Below are 20,773 nucleotides of genomic sequence, written 5' to 3'. Positions count from 1 at the left end.
GGCCTTTCCATCACTGCAACGCTGAGAGGGCCGGCCTTTCCGTCACCGCAACGCTCAAAGCGTACCCATTTCTGCGTCATTCACCCAGCGAAAAATCGCGGAGCGTACCCGTTTCTGCGCGCGCCTCCGTACCGTCGCCCGCATCTGATAATCGCCCAGAACCGCCAACCGCTTCCGAGCAGGCCCTGCCCGGCGAGCATAGAATGTGGCGTCGGCCTGGCCGACCTCCACAACAAAATCTCCTCGATCCCGCTGTCACGCATGAAGCCCGCCCTGCTTGTCCTGGTCCAGCTCGAACCGGACCACCTCGTCCTAGTTTCCCGCCAATACGACGTCTGCTACGCGCCCAGCGCGGCGCAGCGGACCGAGGCCGTCGCCAGCGCCGGCAAGTCGTTCCGTGCGGTGCTGACCAATGGAACCACCGGTATCACGGCCGCCGAACTCGACGCGATGCCCGCGCTGGAACTGGTCTGCGCGCTCGGCGCCGGATACGAAAACATCGACATCGCGGCATGCAAGGCGCGCGGCATTGCGGTGGGCAACGGCGCGGGCACCAACGATAGCTGCGTGGCCGACCATGCGATGGCGTTGCTGCTGGCCACGGTGCGCCGCGTGCCGACGCTGGACCGCGCCACGCGCGACGGCGTCTGGCGCAACACGATTCCGCTGCCGCCCAATGTGTCCGGCAAGCGCCTGGGGATTGTCGGTCTGGGTACGATTGGCCGCCGCATCGCCCAGCGCGGGCAGGCTTTCGATCTGGAGGTCGGCTATCACAACCGTCGCCCGCGTGAGGATGCACCGTTCCAGTACTTTGCCGATGTGATGTCGCTGGCCGAATGGGCGGACTACCTGATCATCGCCACGCCGGGCGGCGCGGAAACGCGCCACATGGTCGATACGCCCGTGCTGCGCGCATTGGGTCCGGGCGGCTACCTCGTCAATATCGCGCGCGGCAGCGTGGTCAACACGGCTGCACTGGCCAATGCCCTGCGCGCTGGCGAACTCGGTGGCGCCGGGCTGGATGTCTATGAGAGCGAGCCGAAGCCGCCGGTCGAACTGTTCGACTGCCCGAACGTCGTGCTGACGCCCCACGTGGCCGGCTGGTCGCCTGAAGCGGTACTGGCGTCGGTCAACCAGTTCGTCGAAAACGCCCGCCGGCACTTTGCCGGCGAGCCGCTGCTGGCGCCGGTCAACTAAGCCACGGCCGGGAAGACCACGCGCACGCGCAAGCCCGGCGCCGCGTCTTCCAGCGCCACACGTGCGCCGTGGGACTGCGCCACTTCGTCGACGATGGCCAGTCCCAGGCCGCTGCCGCCGGTCGGCGCATCGGGCACGCGATAAAAGCGGTCGAATACACGCCCGCGCTCCGCAGCCGGAATTCCCGGTCCGTTGTCGGTCACCGCAAGCTCGATACCCTGCCCGGTATGCCCGACGTCCACGTCGATGCGACCTCCGCGAGGAATGTAGTGCAGCGCGTTGTCGACGAGGTTGGTCAGCAGAATGCGCAACGCATCGGCATCACCGCGAATCGTGACCGGCCCCTGCGCGCTGCTGCCCTCCAGCCCAAGATCGATGTCACGATCGATCGCCGCCTGCGACATCTCGGCCACCACCTCGCCCGCCAGCGCGCGCAGGTTCACCGGTTCGTGCGGCGGGGGTGCCGCGCCAGGTTCCTGCCGCGCCAGCGTCAGAAGCTGGGCCACCAGGTGGGTCAGCCGTTCCAGACCCTGCCGCAACTGTCCCATCGCCGCCTGCCGCGCGTCGGCGCTCTCCGCCCGCTCCACGAGTTGGGCCTGTAGCTGCAATGCAGTCAGCGGCGTGCGCAACGCATGCGCGGCGTCGGCCACGAATGCGCGCTGCGTGTCGATGGCGTGGGCCAGCCGCCCGAGCAATTGGTTCAGCGCGTCGGACAGCGGCGCGATTTCATCGGGCATGTCGCGCACGGCCAGCGGCGCCAGCGTATTGGCATCGCGCGCGCGCACCTCGGTGGCAATCTCGCGCAATGGCCGCAAGCCGCGCCCCACCGCCATCCAGACCAGCCACGCCAACAGCGGCAGCAGCAACAGCAACGGCGCCACCGTGCGCAAGGCCATGTGGGCGGCCAGCGTACGGCGCGCACTGAGCGGCTGGGCGATCTGTACCACGGCCGGGCCGAGCTGCACGCTATAGATGCGCCATTCGCCCGACTCTGTCTGCGCATTGGTGAAGCCCAGCTCCGCGCGCGGCGGCAGGGAAGGACGGGAATGCGAGAGGTAAAGACTGCGGCCGGAGCCGTCCCAGATGTGAATCACCACGTCTTCGTCGGCGCGCAACAGGTCTGCGCCGGTGGCCCCGCCCGGATCGAACGCCGGTGCCATCGGTGCCGAAAACTGGCTCGGCAGCGCGGCGGCCAACTGCTTCATCTGGTAGTCGAACAGCGCGTTGGCTTCCTGCCGCGCCTGTCCGTAGATCAGACCCGTGGCCACGGCGATTCCCGCGGCCAGGCCCGCCGCCAGCCACCACAGCAGCGTACGTTGAATCGAGCGCATCAGTCGGGCGTTCCTTCCGTGCGGTTGCCCGCGATGTCGTCCAGTTGCGGCATCAGGTAGCCGACGCCCCGGATATTGCGAATCAGCGCCGCGCCAAACTTGCGCCGCAGCGCGTGGATATAGACCTCCACCGTGTTGCTGCCCACCTCGTCGTCCCAGCCGTAGAGCCGCTCCTGCAACTGCGGCACCGACCACACCTTGCCGGGTCGGGCCATCAGCGCCGACAGCAGCGCATACTCGCGCGCCGACAGCCGCACCGGCGCGCCTGCCTGCGTGGCTTCGCGCGTGGACGGATTGAGCACGATGTCGCCATAGCGCAGTTCCGGCTCCGCGCGGCCTTCGGCACGGCGCGCCATCGCATGCATGCGCGCCACCAGTTCCTGCAGGTCGAACGGCTTGATCACGTAGTCGTCGGCGCCCGCGTTCAGCCCGGCCACGCGATCCGCCACGGCATCGCGGGCGGTGACGATCAGCACCGGCGTGCGGACGTTGCGCGCGCGCAGCGCCTTGAGGACATCGAGGCCCGAGCGACGCGGCAGGCCCAGGTCCAGCAGCACAAGGTCATAGCCGCCATCGGCACGGGGGCCGTGCTGGTCGGACGCGGCATCCAGCCCCGCGTCGCCATCGGTGACCCAGTCCACGGTAAAGCCTTCCTGGCGCAGCGCCACTTTTACGCTTTCGCCAATCATGGCGTCATCTTCCACCAGCAGTACGCGCATGTTCGTCGGGATTCAGGTATTGGAGCGGCGCATGTCGCCTTCGAGCCGGTCCGCCAGCGCGTGCGCCAGGCCGGGCAGTGCGGGAAAGTCGGCCGTAATGACAAAGACCGGGATGTCGGCCAGGTACTTGCCCATACGGCCCTTATCGGTAAAGCGCGCGTTGAAGGGCGACGCCTGAAACGCCTGCACGAAGCGCGGCACGATGCCGCCGCCGATATAGACGCCGCCACGCGCGCCAAGCACCAGCGCGATATCGCCAGCGATCGATCCCAGCAGGCCGCAGAAGGCATCGAAGGCACGGCGGCAAAGCGCGTCGTTCCGCTTCAGCGCGCCTTCCGTGACCTGTGCCGGTGTCAGCGGCGTGGCCAGGGGCGTACCCGTTTCTGCGGACAGCGCGGCATGGATCTGGGACAGGCCCATGCCCGACAACAGGCGCTCCGCCGATACGCGGCCCAGCTGATCGCGCGCGGCGCGCCAGGCGATCCATTCATCGTCGGTGACCGGCATGACCTCAATATGGCCACCCTCGCCGGCCAGCGCCACGGCGCCACCGCCCGGAGCCGGAATCAGGCCGGACACACCAAGGCCGGTACCGGGACCGATCAGTGCACGCGGCGAGGTGGAAATGGCATTGCCCGGACGCACCTGCGTCAGGTCGGCGTCGGGCAGATGCGGCAGCGCCAGCGCCAGCGACGTGAAGTCATTGATGGCCACAAGCGTCCACAGACCCAGCGACTGGCGCATCTCCTCGATCGAGAATGCCCAGTTGTGATTGGTCAGCTTGACGTGGTCGCCAGTCACCGGATTGGCCAGGCCGATTGCCGCATGGTGCGGCTGTACATCGTCGGCCAGCGTCGAGATGTACCGGCGCATCGCGGCTTCGAGCGTCGCATGATCGGCCACCTTGTAAGCCGTGACCTCGCCGATGCGCATCGGCGCGGTTTCCAGTGCAAAACGGACATTGGTGCCGCCGACATCGGCCAGCAAGCGTGGATAGGACATGGCAGTCGCAGCGTTGCGGGTTATAGACCTTCGGTGCGGAAGATATCCACGCCGCGCCGGTACCGCGCCAGCACGACGCTGACCGGCAGCGCGGGCGTGGGCGCTTCCAGCGCGCGCTCCAGCACCGCATTCTTTTTCTCGCCGGTAATCGCCAGAAAGGTCCGTTCGGCGGCCAGCAGCGCGGCCAGATTCAGCGTCACGCGCGCATGGGGCGCCATCGACGGATGGGTGACGAGATAGCCCGGCTTCGGTTCGGACAAGGCCGTCTGCAGCTCGGGCGCGTCGGGAAACAGCGAAGCCGTATGCCCATCCTCGCCCATGCCAAGTACCACCACATCCGGCTGCTGGAACGATGCATTGAGCCGCTGCACGGCGTGCAGCGGTGCGGCGGCTTCAGCTTCATCGCGGATCAGCGGCGCCCAGCCAGCCACGCCCGCGCCTTCGCGCAGCAGATGGCTGCGCACCATCGCGCCATTGCTGTCGGGATGATCGGGCGGCACCGCCCGCTCGTCCACCAGCGTCACGGTCACGGCGTCCCAGCGGATCGGGCGATAGCGCAGCCGCTCGAACATCGGCACCGGCGACTTGCCGCCGGACACCGCCAGCACGGCCCAGCCACGGGCCTTGATCACGAGGTCGAGCGCATGGCTTACCGAAATCGCCAGCGACTCGGCCTGGTCCATCAACGTGGCGTGTTCGAACTGGCGCATGGCTCGGGCTCCTGTCAGGAATGGATGGATATCAGACTTCCTCGTGCCAGAGCGCCCCATCGCGCGACATCAGCGCCGTCGAAGCGGCCGGGCCCCAGGTGCCTGCCGTGTATGACTTGGGCGGCACGGTGCTGGTGTCCCAGGTGTCGATGATCGGCTCCACCCAGCGCCAGGCCTGCACCTGCTCGTCACGCCGCACGAACAGACCCAGGCGCCCACGGATCACGTCGAGCAGCAGGCGCTCGTAGGCACCGGCGCGACGGGACTTGAACGAGTTGGCAAAGTCGAGATCGAGCGACGTTGGCGTGAGTTCGAGCGTGTCGCCCGCCTGCTTGACCAGGAAGTACAGGCGGATGCTTTCCTCTGGCTGCAACCGGATCACCAGCCGGTTCTGCGGCGACAAACCCAATGGCTTGGGAAAGATGGCATGCGGCACGTCTCGGAAATGCACGACGATCTCCGCCACGCGCGACTGCATCCGCTTGCCGGTGCGCAGGTAGAACGGCACGCCTTCCCATCGCCAGTTGGCAATCTCGGCCTTGATGGCGACGAAGGTCTCGGTGCGGCTGTCCGCCGCGATGCCCTGCTCTTCCAGGTAGCCCACCACGGGCTTGCCCGCGATGGCGCCCGAGCGGTACTGGCCGCGTACCGTTTTCTCGGCAACGTCCTGTGGCTGGATCGGCTTGAGCGCCTTGAGGATCTTGATCTTCTCGTCGCGGATCGCGTCTTCGCTAAGGCTGGCGGGCGGCTCCATCGCCACCATGCACAGCAATTGCAGCAGGTGGTTCTGCACCATGTCGCGCAACGCGCCGGTGCGGTCATAGAAATCGCCGCGCGTTTCCACGCCCAGTTCCTCGGCGATGGTGATCTGCACGTCCTGCACCCATTCGCGGCGCCACAACGGTTCGAACAGCGCGTTGCCAAAGCGAATCGCCATCAGGTTCTGGACCGATTCCTTGCCAAGGTAATGATCGATCCGGTAGATCTGGTCTTCGGCAAAGAACTGCGCCACGGCCGCGTTGATGGCTTCGGACGACTCCAGGTCGTGACCGAGCGGCTTCTCCAGCACCACGCGCACATTGGGCGTGTTCAGGCCCGTGCGGGCCAATTGCTCGCAGATCGGGACAAAAATGTGCGGTGCGGTGGCCAGGTAGCAGACCACCACTTCGGGTTTGCGGGTCAGCACCTTCTCGGCAAGCGCGTCGAAGTGGGCCGGCTGACGCGCGTCGGCCTGCACATAGCAGATGCGGTCCAGGAACGACGCCCAGGCCTCGGGCGGCGCGTGTTCCAGGCCGGGGCGCACAGTGTCTTCCAGCGTGGCCTTGTACTGCTCCGTGGTCTGCGGGTGGCTGCCGGTAGCCAAAATGCGTGCCGACGGATGCAGCACGCCGCAACGGTGCGCGTCAAAAAGGGACGGCAGCAGCTTGCGCCGCGCCAGGTCACCGGTGCCGCCAAACAGCACCATATCGAAATCGGGCATGCTCACCCTGGGCTCCTTCCGGATATCGGGGACAACTACTAAGTGCCGCCGGGCGGCGCATTGGTTCCAGTGATGTTACGTCACTCATGGCCGCTTGGACAGGCGCGGCGCATTGCCAGGCGGAACAAAGCGTACCCGTTTCTGCGTGCCCGAAGGAGCGCCGGATGCGGAACATCCGCGCCTTTCATCACTCCCATCCGCTAATAGCCGATGGCGATGACGCCACCGTGACGGTGGCGCCCTGTTTTTTCGGCTACGCTGAAAAGCGCCCTTTCAGGAGATACCCGATGCCCCGCCATCCCGTACTGGAAAAGGTCACGGCCCGTATCGTGGCCCGCAGCGCCCCCACCCGGCAGGCTTACCTGGACCGCACCCGCGCGATGGCGGGGCAGAAGGTCGAGCGCGCCAATATTTCATGTACCAACCTGGCACACGCCGTGGCTGCCATGCCCGATGACGCCAAGATCCGGCTCAAGGCGCAGGAGCGGCCCAATCTGGCCATCGTCTCGGCCTACAACGACATGCTGTCGGCTCACCAGCCGCTGCAGGCGTATCCGCAATGGCTCAAGGAAGCCGCGCTCGAAGCCGGCGGCACGGCCCAGTTTGCCGGTGGCACGCCCGCGATGTGCGATGGCGTGACGCAGGGACAGGACGGCATGGACCTGTCCCTGTTCTCGCGCGATGTGATTGCAATGGCCACGGCCGTGGCGCTGTCCCACCAGATGTTCGACGGCGTGCTGTGCCTGGGCGTCTGCGACAAGATCGTGCCGGGTCTGGTGATGGGCGCGCTGTCGTTCGGCCATCTGCCCGCCGTGTTCGTGCCCGGCGGCCCGATGACCACGGGCATGAGCAACGACGAGAAGGCCCATATCCGCCAGCTCTATGCCGAGGGCAAGGTCGACCGGCACGGCCTGCTGGAGGCCGAGACGAAGTCCTACCACGGCCCGGGCACCTGCACGTTCTACGGCACGGCCAACTCGAACCAGATGCTCATGGAAATCATGGGCCTGCACCTGCCCGGCACGGCCTTCATCAACCCCAACACGCCGCTGCGTGAGGCGCTGACACGAGAATCCGCACGACAGGCGCTGCGCCTGGTGCATGGCGGCGAGCGCTACACGCCCATAGCCGAGGTGCTGGACGAACGCGCGTTCGTGAACGGCATCGTCGGCCTGGTGGCCACGGGCGGCTCCACCAACCATACGCTGCACCTGATTGCGATGGCCCGCGTGGCCGGTATCCAGCTTGCGTGGGACGACTTTCACGAGCTGTCCGCGACGGTGCCGCTACTGGCGCGCGTATATCCGAACGGCAAGGCCGACGTGAACCAGTTCCAGGCGGCTGGTGGACTCTCGCTGGTGATACGCGGTCTGCTGTCGCTAGGGCTGCTTCACGATGAAGTGAACACGATCGTCGGGCGCGGCCTGGCCGACTACACGCGCGAACCCGCATTGCGCGATGGCAAGCTGACGTGGGCGGACGGCCCGGAAGCAACGCTCGACGACACCATCGTGCGCGGCGCCGACAATCCGTTCGCGCCCGATGGCGGCATCAAGCTGCTGGACGGCAAGCTGGGCCGCTGTGTGATCAAGACATCGGCAGTCAAACCCGAGCATCAGGTGGTTGAGGCACCCGCCATCGTGTTCCACCATCAGGACGATGTACTGGCCGCCTTCAAGCGCGGCGAGCTGGAGCGTGACTTCGTGGCCGTGTTGCCGTGGCAGGGTCCGGCGGCGTGCGGCATGCCCGAACTGCACAAGCTCACGCCGACGCTGACATTGCTGCAGGACCGGGGCTTCCATGTGGCGCTGGTCACCGACGGGCGTATGTCCGGCGCATCGGGCAAGGTGCCTGCGGCGATTCATGTGTGTCCCGAAGCATTGGCGGGCGGCGCCATCGGCAAGGTCCGCACCGGTGATGTTGTGCGCGTGGACGCGCCGGCCGGTGTGTTGACGGTGCTCACCAGCGATGCCGACTGGGCCGCGCGCAAGATCGAGGTTCCCGACCTCACGGCGAATCGGCATGGCGTGGGGCGCGATCTGTTCGGCGGCTTTCGCAAGCATGTGAGCACGGCCGAGACCGGGGCGTGCTCGTTGTTTGCGGATGAGGCGTGAGGCCGGGCTAATTTTTTCTCTCGGTTGGCTCCCCTCTCCCGCAGCGCGGGAGAGGGGAGAAACCAACACGGTTTCGCCAAAAGCGTACCTGTTTCTGCGTGCCTCAATTTGGCCGTCCCGCCCCCGACGGCCTGCCCGGGTAGGTATCGCGACGCCCATCGCCCTGGCCTGTTTCAGCCGTTTCCGCCTGGTCCGTCTCCGGCACATGCACCTCCTGCACCGGCACGGCGATGCGGCAGTTGGCCCCCTCGACCGTCGCCTTCAACCTGGCGTACAACGCAAACTGCACGGCCCAGAAGTTGTCGTTCGACGTCCAGTAGCGCGCGTTCAGCGTCACACCACGGTCGGTGTAGCGCACCACCATGACTTCGCGCTTCGGTTCGGACAGCAGTCGCTTTTCGCTGTCGAGCATAGCGGCCAGCGCGTCGAGGCCGGCCTGGATCGGGCTGTCGAAGGTCACGGTGACCTCCATGTCCATGCGGCGCGTGGGATTCTCGCTGTAGTTCATGATCGGGCTGCCCCAGATCTTGCCGTTGGGCACGCGCAGGCAGACGCCGTCGAACGTCTGCAGCTCCGTCATGAATAGCCCCGTTTCCCGCACCGTACCCGCCACGCCTTGCGCATCGATGTACTGGCCAACGCGGAACGGCCGCAGCAACACCAGCATGATGCCCGCGGCGATGTTCTGCAGCGTGCCCTGCAGCGCCAGGCCGATTGCCAGCCCCGCGGCGCCGAGCATGGCGATGATGCTGGCGGTCTGTACACCGAACTGCGACAGCACCAGCACCACGGTCAGCACGCGAATCACCCACTGGCCGATGCTGGCCAGCATCGGCCGAAGCGTGTCGTCGACGTGCGTGTGCTGCAGCGTCTGGCGCAGCGCTCTGGCGGCGCGGGCGGACAGCCACCATCCAATGATCAGGATTATCAGCGCAGCCAGGCAGTTCAAACCCTGGCTGATGGCGAACTGGGTCAGATAGGCCCAGGTAGCTTCCAGCTTGGCGTGATCGATCAGGTTCAGGTCCATGCGTCGGCTCCGGGTGTCAAACCCGCGACACTTGCGAAGGACGTGCCAGCAACCCGCACCGCCGAGGCAAAAGCGTACCTGTTTCTGCGTGAGGCGCGACCGCGCAAGGGCTGGCCGGTGTGCGCCCTTCGCCGCTGCCGATTGTGCCGCCGACGCCATAAGCAGCCCGGCACGTGCAGGATTTACAACTCGCCTGAAATTCCTGCAGCCGTCCGCCATTGGCCCGGCGTCACGCCATAAGCCGCGCGAAACCGGTTGCTGAAATGGCTGGGCGAGGCAAACCCGGCGCGGCTGGCCACCTGCTGTAGTGACAACCGGCCATCGTCCAGCAGGGCACGCCCACGCTCTAGCCGCGTGCGCATGACCCAGGCATGCGGCGCCATGCCAAACGAAACACGGAACATCCGCGCGAAGTGGAATTCAGACAGACCGGCCAACGCAGCCAGCGTACCCAGCGTCGGGTTTTCCGCTGGATGGGCCTGAATCCAGTCGGCCACCCGGCGCCGCGCCTGGACCGACAGCCCGCCGCGCCAGTCCGTCGACGCCTTGCGCGCGCCGTGCGAGAGCAGCAGGTGCGTCACGGCCTCGTGCGCCATCGCATTACCTATCATGCGGCTGTCGGGGTTCTGCCAGTCCAATGCCACCAGCCGGCGCGAGAGCGCAACAAGCTTCGTATCCTCGGCAAAGAGACGATCCTGCAAATGCAGCGCCCGAGGCTCGGTATCGAGCACGCGCACGCAATGCCACGCCAGGTGATCGGGCTGGAAATAGAGATGCAGAAAGCGCTGCGTGCCACCCACGTGCCAAGCGGACTCGTGCCCGGCCGGCAGAATGCAAAGACGGTCCGGGCCTCCCTTGCGATCCGGCACATCGCGGCGGAACGTGGAATAGCCACCCTCCAGGTAGACCGACATCGTGTGATGGCCCGGCCGTGCGTAGGCGGTGTCATCGTGCCGGTTGCGCCATAGGGCGAGGCCCAGGCCATCGCCGAGCACGCAGGCGCGTTCGAGCGATGCACGCGATTGCGCGAGCGCGGAGAACACGGCGTTGTCGCTGAGCGGCTGGCGGGGGTCTGACATGGTGTGACTCTATCCCAATCCGAGTGGCCGCGCGAAGGAGCGACTCGACGCAGAAACGGGTACGCTTTGCCATCGAAAAAGGGCGGCCGGGCCGCCCTTGCTCGTCTTCGCGCCCGCTGCGTCAGCGTGCGGGGGCCGCGCCTTGCTGCGCTTTTGGCTCGGCAGGATGGTCGTGCAGGCGGTCTCGGTTGGTCAGCATCGGGAACAGCTTCATCCACGCCGCCACGACCAATATCGTGCCGGCGCCGCCCAGCAACACCGCGCCAACTGGTCCCAGCAACGCAGCCGTCACCCCCGATTCGAACTCACCAAGCTGGTTTGACGCGCCGATAAATACCGAGTTGACCGCGCCCACGCGGCCGCGCATGTCGTCGGGGGTATCGAGTTGCACCAGTGTCTGGCGCACCACGACGCTGATCATGTCGGAGGCGCCCAGCACCACCAGCGCGGCCATCGACAACGGCAGCCACGTCGACACACCGAACACCATCGTGGCCACGCCAAAGATGGCCACCGCGCCGAACATCACGCGGCCCACGCGGCGGTTCAGCGGATGGCGGGCCAGCCAGAGCGCCGTCACCAGCGCGCCAATGGCCGGCGACGACCGCAGCAGCCCCAGGCCCCACGGGCCGGTGTGCAGGATGTCGCGCGCATAGATGGGCAGCAGGGCCGTGGCGCCGCCCAGCAGCACCGCGAACAGGTCCAGCGACACCGCGCCCAGCAGCACCTGATGGCCGCGGATATAGGCGAACCCTGCGAACAGCGTCTTGATGCTGACGGGGGCCGTCAGGCGTTGCGCGGCCTGGCGCAGCTTGAGCGTGAACACGAGCCCCGCCGCGATGGCGAACAGCACGGCACTGATCGTGTAGACCACGCCCGCGCCGGCCACATAGGCAAACCCGCCCAGTGCCGGGCCGATGATGATGGCCGTCTGCGCGGCGGAGCTGGCCAGCGCCACGGCACGCGGCAACTGGCGCGGCGTGACAACGCTGGGCAGCAGCGCCTGAAGCGTGGGCGTTTCGAACGCGCGGCAGCCGCCGATCGCGGCCACGAAGAAGAAAATGTGCTCGCTGGTGACCCATCCGGAAAAGCTAGCCACGGCCATCGAGGCAGCGATGACGGCCTCCAGCATCTGGCAGGTGCGCACGATGATCCGGCGATCGAAGCGGTCCGCCACATGGCCGGACATCAGCAACAACACGATGGACGGCAGGAACTGCACCAGGCCGACCATCCCGAGCATGAACGGATCGCGCGTCAGGTCATACATCTGCCAGCCCACCGCCACGGTGAAGATCTGGTAGCCGATGGTCGTGCAGAGCCGGGCAAACCAGAAATGCCGGAAGGCGGGGTCACGGAAGACGGTAGCCGGCTCGTCGGCCGGCAGCGCGGGGGCGTTGGACATGAGGCTGGAAGCGCCCTGAGGACGCAGGAGACAGGCAATGTACGCAATCGCGTACAAAGCTCACGATTCTAGCCGAGTCAGCGCCAACGTGCCGGGCATCTCTGTATCGGGAAGGACACAATGGGGCGGGCAGCGAGGATCTGCCGGGCGCCTTGCGCGCGATTTGATCCGCGCGCATGCCCTACCCCTCGCCCGAGCGGGAGAGGGGCGCCACACGGCAAGGATCAAGCGATTTCGCGCGTTTCCAGGAAGCGGATGTTCGGGAAGCGCTCTTGCGTCAGGCGCAGGTTGACCATGCTGGGCGCCAGGTAGACATGGTCGCCGGCACCATCCACCGCCACGTTGTGCCCGTTCTTGTCGATCAGCTTCTCGATCTCGGCCGGGTCGCCCTTGAGCCAGCGGGCCGTGGCGCACTCGTGCGACTCGAAGATCGCATCCACGCCATATTCGTGCTCCAGGCGGTGAGCCACGACGTCGAACTGCAGCATGCCGACGGCACCGAGCACCAGCTCGTTCGACATCAGCGGACGGAACATCTGCGTGGCGCCCTCTTCGGCCAGCTGTTGCAGGCCCTTCTGCAACTGCTTGACCTTCAGCGGGTTATTCAGGCGTGCGCGGCGGAAGAACTCCGGGGCGAACGACGGAATGCCGGTGAAGCGCAGCGGCTCGCCTTCGGTGAAGACATCGCCCAGGCGGATCGTGCCGTGGTTGGGCACGCCGATGATGTCGCCGGCGAAGGCTTCCTCGGTGGTGTTGCGGTCTTGCGCCATGAACGTGATGGCGTTGTTGATGGCGACGGTCTTACCCTGCGACACATGCAGCAGCTTCATGCCGCGATCGAAACGGCCCGAGCACACGCGCACGAACGCGATGCGGTCACGGTGGCGCGGGTCCATGTTGGCCTGGATCTTGAACACGAAGCCGCTGAACTTGCCTTCCTGCGGCTCCACGGTGCGCGTCTCGGTCTGGCGCGCCAGCGGAGGCGGCGACAGCTCGCACAGCGCGCCCAGCAGCGACTGCACGCCGAAGTTGTTGATCGCCGAGCCGAAGTACACCGGCGTCTGCTTGCCGCCCAGGAAGGCGTCCTTGTCGAACGTGTGCGACGCGCCGCGCACCAGTTCGATCTCCATACGCAGCTCGTCGGCCTGCGAACCCAGGATGCGGTCGAGTTCGGGGTTGTCCAGCCCGTCGAGAATGGCGGCGGTACCCTTTTCGCCCTTCGGGTCGAACAGCTGCACCTTGTCGTCGATCATGTGGTACACGCCGCGGAACGCCTTGCCCATGCCGATCGGCCAGGTCATCGGCGCGCACTGGATCTTGAGCACGTCCTCGATTTCATCGAGCAGTTCGATCGGCGAGCGGCCCTCGCGGTCGAGCTTGTTGATGAACGTGAGAATCGGGGTGTCGCGCAGGCGGCAGACATTCAGCAGCTTGATGGTCTGCGCTTCCACGCCGTTGACCGAGTCGATCACCATCACGGCCGAATCAACGGCGGTGAGCGTGCGGTATGTGTCTTCGGAGAAGTCCTCGTGGCCCGGCGTATCGAGCAGGTTCACGATGTTCTCGGCCTGGTCCGCGCGCGACTGATACGGGAACTGCATCACCGACGACGTCACCGAGATGCCGCGCTGCTTTTCCAGTTCCATCCAGTCGGACGTGGCGTGGCGGTCTGCCTTGCGCGCGCGCACTTCGCCGGCAACCTGGATGGCGCCGCCGAACCAGAGCAGCTTTTCGGTCAGCGTGGTCTTACCCGCATCCGGGTGGGAAATGATGGCAAACGTGCGACGACGCGCAATTTCGGAAACGAGCGAACTCACGGCTTTTGGAATCGGGTAGAGGCAATGGCCCTCGGCACAGCGCTGGCGCCGGTGACGGCGAGGCGGAAAGGCCAGGGAAGCAGCCCGGGACGCATCCCGGGATCGGATTGGGGCGCTATTTTACCGGTTCGCGGTCCCGGCTGGGGCATGCGCTGGCGTGGCAAGGTTTTCCCGCGCCGGATCACGCCCGCGCAGACTGCCGAACTGCAGCGCGTACTGCCGCGTCAGCTCGGCGCCAAAGAAGAAGATCTGTGCCGAGTAATACACCCACAGCATCAGCGCCACCACCGAACCGGCCGCCCCATAGGACGACGCCACGGCGCTGTTGCCCAGGTAGACGCCGATCAGCCGCTTGCCAACGGCAAAAAGCAGCGCCGTGATGATGGACCCCATCAGCACGTCCTTCCACGCGATCCGCACATTGGGCAGCATCTTGAAGATCGTGGCGAACAGCGCGGTCACCACGACAAATGAAAAGGCGGTGGAAATCACATCGGCCACCGGCGCGAACCAGGACGCCGTCCAGAGCTGGCCCCAGAACCGGTTGATGACGGCCAGCGCCGCGTTGACGACCAGCGACACCAGCAGCATGAATGCCAGCGCCAGCACGATGCTGAAAGACAGCAGCCGCGCGCGCAGCAGCTTCTTCCATCCAGCGCCGAGCGGCGGCGGCGCATGCCAGATATCGTCAAGACTGCTCTTGAGTTCCGCGAACGCGCTCGTGGCGCCGACGATCAGGATGCCGAACGCGATCATCGCCGCAACGCCGCTCCCGCCGGCCCGGTGCGTGGCGGCCAGGATGCCCTGGATCGCCGCGGCGCCCTGCTCGCCCACCAGCCCGTTCAACTGCGTGAATATCTCGCCGCGCGCGGCCTCGGCGCCAAAGAACAGCCCGGCGATCGAAATCACCAGCACCAGGATCGGTGCCATCGAGAACAGCATGTAGAACGACAGCGCCGCCCCTTTGCTGGCCGCGCGGTGCTCGAACCACGACACAATGGCCGCCGACACCACGCGTACCGTACGGGCGCCGGTATGACGGTCGGGCAGCCAGCGGCCGCGCTGCGGACGCGGGGGCGATGGATCGGAATTCTCGGGCACGTGTTCTGAGGGCATGCCGGGGGCGTCCTAAAGTGGGCTGGCGTCGGGCCGAGGCGGGTTCACGGCGTCGGCACAGTCTGGCTGGCGTGGCCGATCCTGTCTGTCGGCCGGCGTCTGATGCATACGGTCATGCATTCGCTCATGCGTGCGTTCATCATAGTTCGCTTGGCCGACAGTGCGCACGGCGCCTGCTACAGTTGATCAAGGCACACATGCCGGACCCGCACCGCAGGGTACGTGCCCGTCCGCTCAGAACAGGAGCCATACGTGATCCTCACCTTGAATGGCCGGCGCCATGCCGCGCGCGCGGCCTCGCTCTCCGCCTGCCTGGCGCTCTGCCTGGCCATGCTGTCAGGCTGCGAACGCAACCAGCCCCCGGGACCTGGCCCGAAACCGATCTCGGGCAATGGCCCGGCGTCGCCCGCGGCAACCGCCGCCTCCGGCGCGCAGGCCGCACCGCGCTAGCGTCGGCATCGTCCCGGCCGTACCCGTTTCTGCGGACCGCGCCGGTTTCAGTGCTGCAACCGGATGCACGAGCGGCCCGGAGGGCGGACGTCATGACGTCCGACGTGCTACGCCAGCACGGCCGGATGGCCGAAGTCCCCTGAAAAAGCAGACACGGGTGTTTGTTTCGCGCACCGGATGGCTGCCCCTTCCCACTTCATAAACCCCTAATCTGCGCGCTGGCCGCCGGTACGCAGGCGCGCGGCGTTTCACGGTGGACCGCTCTACGGGGCCTTGCGTCCGCTTGCGGTTACAACGACGTAACCGATTGCTGCCGCGCGCGCGCCATAGCGCCTGTCATACAGCGCCCACCCTTCCTGTAATCCTTGTAAAACAAGCGTTTGCATGGGATTGGCACACTTGTCGCTCTATAGCCTACCGGGAGAAGTACGAGTCCAAGAACAAGATAGTCAGAACGCAGGAGAAGACTCTGCCATGCGTCATCCACCAGCGCGAATGACGGCGCGCCGGCGCGCCTATCGGCTTGCCGGCCCACCTCCGTCCGTCAGGGAGCTGCTGTCGCCGCCCCTGCTTCCGTCTCCACGCCTTGCCGCGCGTCCTGTGACGACCTTTTGTGCCGCCGCCCAGCGGGGCGTGGCCGCGCCTGCCAGCAGGCAGCGCAACGGGCATCCCGGCTGCTGATTTTTTGCGGCCGCGGCAGACGTGAAACAAGTTTCGGGTAAGCGCCCGTTGCTTTTTGGCGCGCCCGGACCTAAACCGGTTTACGTGCTCCGTCCCCCGGCGGGCACCTTTTTTCAAGCAGGGAGGGAGCCACCCATGTACGCCAGAGTCTTCGCCGCCATCGCGCTGGCCTTGCTCTCAACCGCGGCCACGCCGGCGCTTGCTGGCAACTATGCCTATTTCGACCGGCCTGAAGACGTCAACCTGAACAGTCACGCGGCCGTCAGCAACGATATCTATGTGCGCGCCTTTGGCTGGACGTGGGGTGACGTGCGATACAAGCAGGACCCGGCCACGGCGCAACCCGCCGAGCGCCAGGCGCGCGACAACGTCACCGATCCGCACGATGTGGCGCCCGGACGGCAGCTACACGATGACAGCACACCGCCGCGCGGGCGGCGCGGCAAGGTCAGCATGAGCTAAGGGTAAGGGAGTCGATCAGCAGATTTTGCGCGGGCCAAGCCGCGCCAGCCTTCGCGCCGCTGTCCGGGCAGAAGGACGAAGGGGATCCGGCGAGCGGACGTCGCCGGATCCCCCTTGGCGCCACAGCACTGGCCGTGGCGCTTCTTCAGTGATATCCCCTGTGACGAACGACTAGTCGCCCGGTGCTCCCGGCTGCAGATCCACGCGGATATTGTGCTTGTGCATCAGCCGGTACAGCGTCACGCGCGAGACGTTGAGTTCGCGCGCGGCCGGTACCACGTGGAAACCGTGGCTGGCCATCACCGTGCGGATGGCTTCGCGCTCGGCTTCTTCCCGGATGGCGTCGAGCGTCTTGCGCGGGACTTCCACGCCGCCATGCAGCTGCAGGTCTTCCGCGGTGATCTTCCGGTTGTCGGTCATCACAATGGCCCGCCGCACGCGGTTGATCAGCTCCCGCACGTTGCCCGGCCACGGGTATTGCATCATGCCCTGCGTGGCACATGACGAGAACCCGCGGATGCGCCGATGCGCTTCGTGCCCGTGCTCGGCCAGCACCGCGTTGGCCAGCAGCAGGATGTCCTCGCCGCGGTCGCGCAGCGGTGGGATCGTCAGCGTCAGCACGCATAACCGGTGGAACAGGTCGGAGCGGAACCGGCCGTCGCCCTGCGCGGCAACCAGGTCCACGTGCGTGGCCGAAATGATGCGCAGGTCCAGCGGAATCGACTGATGACCGCCCAGGCGCGTGATGGTGCCCTGCTGCAGGAATCGCAACAGCGCCACCTGGCTTTCGAGCGGCAGGTCGCCGATTTCGTCAAGGAACAACGTGCCGCCCTGCGCCTGCTCGATCCAGCCGATCTTGCGCTGGTTGGCACCGGTGAACGCGCCTTTCTCATAACCGAACAGTTCGGACTGCACCAGGTGCGACGGGATGGCGCCGCAGTTGATGGCGACGAACGGTCCCTTGCGGCGGCTCGACGATTCATGGATGGCCTGCGCGGCAAGCTCCTTGCCCGTGCCCGATTCGCCCGAGATGAATACCGGCGCATCGTTGTGGGCCACCTTGGCCAGCGATCGGAACATCGCGCGCATGACCTGGCATTCACCGATCATCGGCCCGCGCGTTGCCTGCTCCGGCATGCGGGCGCCGTGCAGGCACGCCATGCCATGCGCGTGCTTGAGCGTGTAAAGCAGCTCATCGAACGAGAACGGCGTGCGCACGTAGTCCACGCAGTAGTCGCGGATCAGCCGGCGCACACGCTCGTCTTCGAGCATGCCCGTGGACGTGATCGCCACCCACATTACATGTAGATGCTGGAGACCCTGTTCGAGCTGCGTCAGCTCGGCATCGGTGTACGGGGCCTGCAGATCGATGATGCCGGCCATCGGCGCGCTGCCGCGCACCGTGCGCTCCAGGTCTCTCACCTGTTGCACCCGCCGGATCTCCCAGCCCGAACCAAACTGGTTCGCGCTGAAACCAAAATCTTCATAACGCGACACGAGCACGATCTGTGCGGTGCGTGCCGGCGCCTTGCACAGTCGGTCCATGACGTTCTCCCTGACGTTGGGCTTCTTGTTGGTTGTGGCGGTACCGGCCGCGCGTGCGGCCACGGGCCACTGGGCCCGCTCGAGTTCCGCCGGCTGCGCGGGCTTGCCCGCGCGCAACGTCTGGTGGATCACGGTCTGGACAAACTGCGCAAAGGATCTTCGGGCACCTCGGCTTGGTCGGCGCCCACGTGAAGCTCGTCGCGGATACGTCGGCGCACCATGTCTTTCTCACGCATCAACTCGATGCTCGGCGCTTCCGGATTCTGGCCCGAATACTGGTAGTACAGCGCCTTGTAGGTGAGCTGGCTAAGGATCCATTCCTGCAGCAACTGGCGCTGTCGATGGAGTTCGTCGGCCAGCAGGCGGTGGCGCTGCAACAGGCCCTCCACGGCGGCACGCGTACGCGGCGAGACGTCGTGGTCTTCAGCGAGCACCAAGGCAACATCTGCAATGGCGTAGTCTTCGTGCCCTTTATCGCCCCCTTCGTGCCGTGCGATTTCTTCTGAGGCTTCTCCCAGGGCTGCCCAGTCACCATGCGCCGGCTGGCTGCCGGGCTGGTTCATGGGCCCGATGGCGGGACGCCGGATTTCTCCTGCGATCATGATTTGTTCCCCGTTGAACAACATCCCCCGGCACTACACGTTCGCGGTTACCACTTTCTCTGTTCTGGATTTGAGCTGTCTTTGTCTGGTGCGCATGTATGCCGCGCACTCTTTTCGTGGTGGCGAAGCCGCCCTGTTACGGACGGTCTCGTTGTCGGCTGGCCTCCTTCTATCACTACTGGCGGGCCTGGCCGTGAGTCGGTTGCGCACGTCCGATCGGTTGTAGGGACGGCGCGTTAAACCCGGAGTCAACAAAGGGCGCTCTCACGCGCCCCTCAAATTTTTGCCACGCCTCTAGTTCAGTGCATTTCACCCCTTTTGTCCAGCCCGGAATGTTGGCCTTCAGCCAAGTCTCATACTTTTGTATGAGGCTTGAAAGGGGCTTTTGGCATTGCTTGCTAGGTAAATGAGTCCTTACACTCGCCGCAGAAACGGGTACGCCGTGCACCGGGCGGACATCCGTTTCATACGCAGAAACGGGTACGCCTTCATACACTGCCAGCGTCGGATGTCATCGTTTTCATTTTGAATGTCTGACGCAGCCCGCATCATGAAAAAAGGGATGGCTGTGCTGCCATCCCCCTGTTGTTTCATGAGACTGTTTCGCCGTCCATCAGTCAGTTAGTGACCGGGCAGATAGTAGAACTTGAAGAGGAAGACCGCCGCAATGATCCAGGCCATCAGCGGCACATCCTTGGCGCGCCCCGTCAGCAGTTTGAGTACCGCGTACGAGATGAAGCCGAAGGCGACGCCGTTGGCCACCGAGTACGTGAACGGCATGCCCAGTGCGGTCAGCACGGCGGGCACGACTTCGGTGACGTCGCTCCAGTCGATATCGACCAGCTCGCGCAACATCAGGCACGACACGTACAGCAGCGCCGGCGCAGTGGCGTAGGCGGGCACGGTGCCGGCCAGCGGGGAGATAAACAGACACGCCAGGAACAGCACGGCCACGGTGACGGCGGTCAATCCGGTGCGACCGCCCGCCTGCACGCCCGATGCGCTTTCGATATAGGCGGTAGTGGACGACGTGCCCAGCAGCGATCCCGCCATGATGGCGGTACTGTCGGCCATCAGCGCCTTGTTCAGGCGGTCCATCTTGCCGGCTTTCAGCAAGCCCGCGCGGTTGGCGACCCCCATCAGCGTACCGGTGGCATCGAACAGTTCGACCAGAAAGAACACCAGCACGACATTGACGATGCCGATGGACAGGGCCGCGGAGATATCGAGCTTGAACAGCGTCGGCGAGATCGACGGCGGGGCGGACACCACGCCGTGGAACTGATTGCCCGCAAATATAAAGCTCAGCACCGTGGTCAGCAGAATACCGATCAGGATGGCGCCCTTCACCTTAAGGCGGTCCAGGGCCACGATGGCGAAGAATCCGATGATGGCCAGCACGGCCGGTGGCTGATGCAGGTCACCGATGGTCACCAGCGTGGCCGGGTTGCCCGTGATGATGCCGGCGCTGTGCAGCGCGATGATGGCCAGGAATAGTCCGATGCCGGCGGTGATGGCACCCCGGATGGCCTGCGGAATGCCCTTGACGATGGCTTCGCGCACGCGGAACAGCGTCACCACCAGGAACAGGCAGCCCGAGATAAATACCGCGCCCAGCGCCGCTTGCCACGGCAGGCCCATACCCTTGACCACGGTGTACGCAAAATAGGCGTTCAGTCCCATACCCGGCGCCATAGCGATCGGGTAGTTGGCATAGAAGCCCATAATCAGCGTACCGAGCGCGGCGGCCAGGCACGTGGCGACGAAGACGGCGTCCTTCGGCACACCTGCATCGCCCAGGATGCTCGGGTTCACGAAGATGATGTACGCCATCGTCAGGAACGTGGTGACGCCGGCGAGCACTTCGGTTCGCACATCGGTACCGTGCTCGCGCAGGCGGAAGATACGTTCGACGAGGCTCGCCGAAGGCGGCGCCGCCGTCACGGCAGGCTCTGGGTTGCTACTGGGCGAAGGGGGCTGATCGGGCGTGGACATGGGGTCTCCAGGTTCTTGGGCGGCGCTTGCGGCGCACGTTG

General features: G+C 65.8%; 17 protein-coding genes. 4 read left to right on the top strand and 13 right to left on the bottom strand.

What is annotated here, in order from left to right:
* Positions 1-261: 261 nt before the first annotated feature.
* Positions 262-1,197 carry a 2-hydroxyacid dehydrogenase gene (locus AC3FLX_RS00790; protein ID WP_488693095.1) on the top strand — a complete coding sequence of 312 codons (936 nt, stop codon included), beginning with the start codon at positions 262-264 and terminating at the stop codon, positions 1,195-1,197.
* On the opposite strand, the gene AC3FLX_RS00785 is transcribed toward AC3FLX_RS00790, so the two are convergent.
* From AC3FLX_RS00785 to zwf, 5 genes are read right to left on the bottom strand one after another with little or no spacing between them, the layout of a single operon-like run.
* Positions 1,194-2,528 carry a sensor histidine kinase gene (locus tag AC3FLX_RS00785; RefSeq protein WP_488693094.1) on the bottom strand — a complete coding sequence of 445 codons (1,335 nt, stop codon included), beginning with the start codon at positions 2,526-2,528 and terminating at the stop codon, positions 1,194-1,196. The two genes, AC3FLX_RS00790 and AC3FLX_RS00785, sit on opposite strands and share 4 nt — an antisense overlap.
* Positions 2,528-3,247 carry a response regulator transcription factor gene (locus AC3FLX_RS00780; RefSeq protein ID WP_488693093.1) on the bottom strand — a complete coding sequence of 240 codons (720 nt, stop codon included), beginning with the start codon at positions 3,245-3,247 and terminating at the stop codon, positions 2,528-2,530. The genes AC3FLX_RS00785 and AC3FLX_RS00780 overlap by 1 nt, the downstream gene beginning before the upstream one ends.
* A gap of 12 nt (positions 3,248-3,259) precedes the next feature.
* On the bottom strand, positions 3,260-4,249 hold the full coding sequence (locus AC3FLX_RS00775) for a glucokinase (protein ID WP_488693092.1): 990 nt from the start codon (positions 4,247-4,249) through the stop codon (positions 3,260-3,262).
* 20 nt (positions 4,250-4,269) lie between these two features.
* Positions 4,270-4,959, bottom strand: coding sequence for a 6-phosphogluconolactonase (pgl, locus tag AC3FLX_RS00770; RefSeq protein WP_488693091.1), 690 nt, complete (start codon positions 4,957-4,959; stop codon positions 4,270-4,272).
* Positions 4,960-4,990: 31 nt separating this feature from the next.
* Positions 4,991-6,439 carry a glucose-6-phosphate dehydrogenase gene (gene zwf, locus AC3FLX_RS00765; protein WP_488693090.1) on the bottom strand — a complete coding sequence of 483 codons (1,449 nt, stop codon included), beginning with the start codon at positions 6,437-6,439 and terminating at the stop codon, positions 4,991-4,993.
* A gap of 287 nt (positions 6,440-6,726) precedes the next feature.
* On the opposite strand from zwf, the gene edd reads away from it, so the two are divergent.
* Positions 6,727-8,553, top strand: coding sequence for a phosphogluconate dehydratase (edd, locus tag AC3FLX_RS00760; protein ID WP_488693089.1), 1,827 nt, complete (start codon positions 6,727-6,729; stop codon positions 8,551-8,553).
* A gap of 103 nt (positions 8,554-8,656) precedes the next feature.
* On the opposite strand, the gene AC3FLX_RS00755 is transcribed toward edd, so the two are convergent.
* The 5 genes from AC3FLX_RS00755 to AC3FLX_RS00735 all read right to left on the bottom strand — a co-directional run bounded on the left by AC3FLX_RS00755 (position 8,657) and on the right by AC3FLX_RS00735 (position 14,997).
* Entirely contained in the window at positions 8,657-9,580 is a 924-nt protein-coding gene (locus AC3FLX_RS00755) for a mechanosensitive ion channel family protein (RefSeq protein ID WP_488693088.1), read from the bottom strand.
* A gap of 182 nt (positions 9,581-9,762) precedes the next feature.
* Positions 9,763-10,659 (bottom strand): helix-turn-helix domain-containing protein, encoded by an 897-nt coding sequence (locus AC3FLX_RS00750; protein ID WP_488693087.1) that lies wholly within the window; start codon positions 10,657-10,659, stop codon positions 9,763-9,765.
* A 121-nt stretch (positions 10,660-10,780) separates the two neighbouring features.
* The gene (locus AC3FLX_RS00745; protein ID WP_488693086.1) at positions 10,781-12,064 is read right to left on the bottom strand and encodes an MFS transporter; all 1,284 of its coding nucleotides are present in this window, start codon (positions 12,062-12,064) and stop codon (positions 10,781-10,783) included.
* A gap of 224 nt (positions 12,065-12,288) precedes the next feature.
* Positions 12,289-13,881, bottom strand: a complete 1,593-nt coding sequence (locus AC3FLX_RS00740) for a peptide chain release factor 3 (protein ID WP_488693085.1) — start codon at positions 13,879-13,881, stop codon at positions 12,289-12,291.
* Between the two features lie 120 nt (positions 13,882-14,001).
* A complete protein-coding gene (locus tag AC3FLX_RS00735) occupies positions 14,002-14,997 on the bottom strand; it encodes a YihY/virulence factor BrkB family protein (RefSeq protein WP_488693084.1) in 996 nt (331 codons plus the stop codon).
* A 252-nt stretch (positions 14,998-15,249) separates the two neighbouring features.
* On the opposite strand from AC3FLX_RS00735, the gene AC3FLX_RS00730 reads away from it, so the two are divergent.
* Both AC3FLX_RS00730 and AC3FLX_RS00725 read left to right on the top strand, forming a co-directional pair.
* The gene (locus AC3FLX_RS00730; RefSeq protein ID WP_488693083.1) at positions 15,250-15,447 is read left to right on the top strand and encodes a hypothetical protein; all 198 of its coding nucleotides are present in this window, start codon (positions 15,250-15,252) and stop codon (positions 15,445-15,447) included.
* A gap of 816 nt (positions 15,448-16,263) precedes the next feature.
* Complete coding sequence (locus tag AC3FLX_RS00725; RefSeq protein WP_488693082.1) at positions 16,264-16,590, top strand: hypothetical protein; 327 nt, start codon at positions 16,264-16,266, stop codon at positions 16,588-16,590.
* Between the two features lie 171 nt (positions 16,591-16,761).
* On the opposite strand, the gene AC3FLX_RS00720 is transcribed toward AC3FLX_RS00725, so the two are convergent.
* From AC3FLX_RS00720 to AC3FLX_RS00710, 3 genes are all read right to left on the bottom strand, one after another.
* Entirely contained in the window at positions 16,762-18,135 is a 1,374-nt protein-coding gene (locus AC3FLX_RS00720) for a sigma 54-interacting transcriptional regulator (protein WP_488693670.1), read from the bottom strand.
* 128 nt (positions 18,136-18,263) lie between these two features.
* Positions 18,264-18,737, bottom strand: coding sequence for a hypothetical protein (locus AC3FLX_RS00715; RefSeq protein WP_488693081.1), 474 nt, complete (start codon positions 18,735-18,737; stop codon positions 18,264-18,266).
* 621 nt (positions 18,738-19,358) lie between these two features.
* Positions 19,359-20,732, bottom strand: coding sequence for an NCS2 family permease (locus tag AC3FLX_RS00710; RefSeq protein WP_488693080.1), 1,374 nt, complete (start codon positions 20,730-20,732; stop codon positions 19,359-19,361).
* Positions 20,733-20,773: the final 41 nt, after the last annotated feature.

This window comes from Cupriavidus sp. 291-E7 (genome assembly GCF_057798835.1).
The sequence above is the reverse complement of the archived record's forward strand: the minus strand, read 5'-3'. Positions and strand labels throughout refer to the sequence as shown.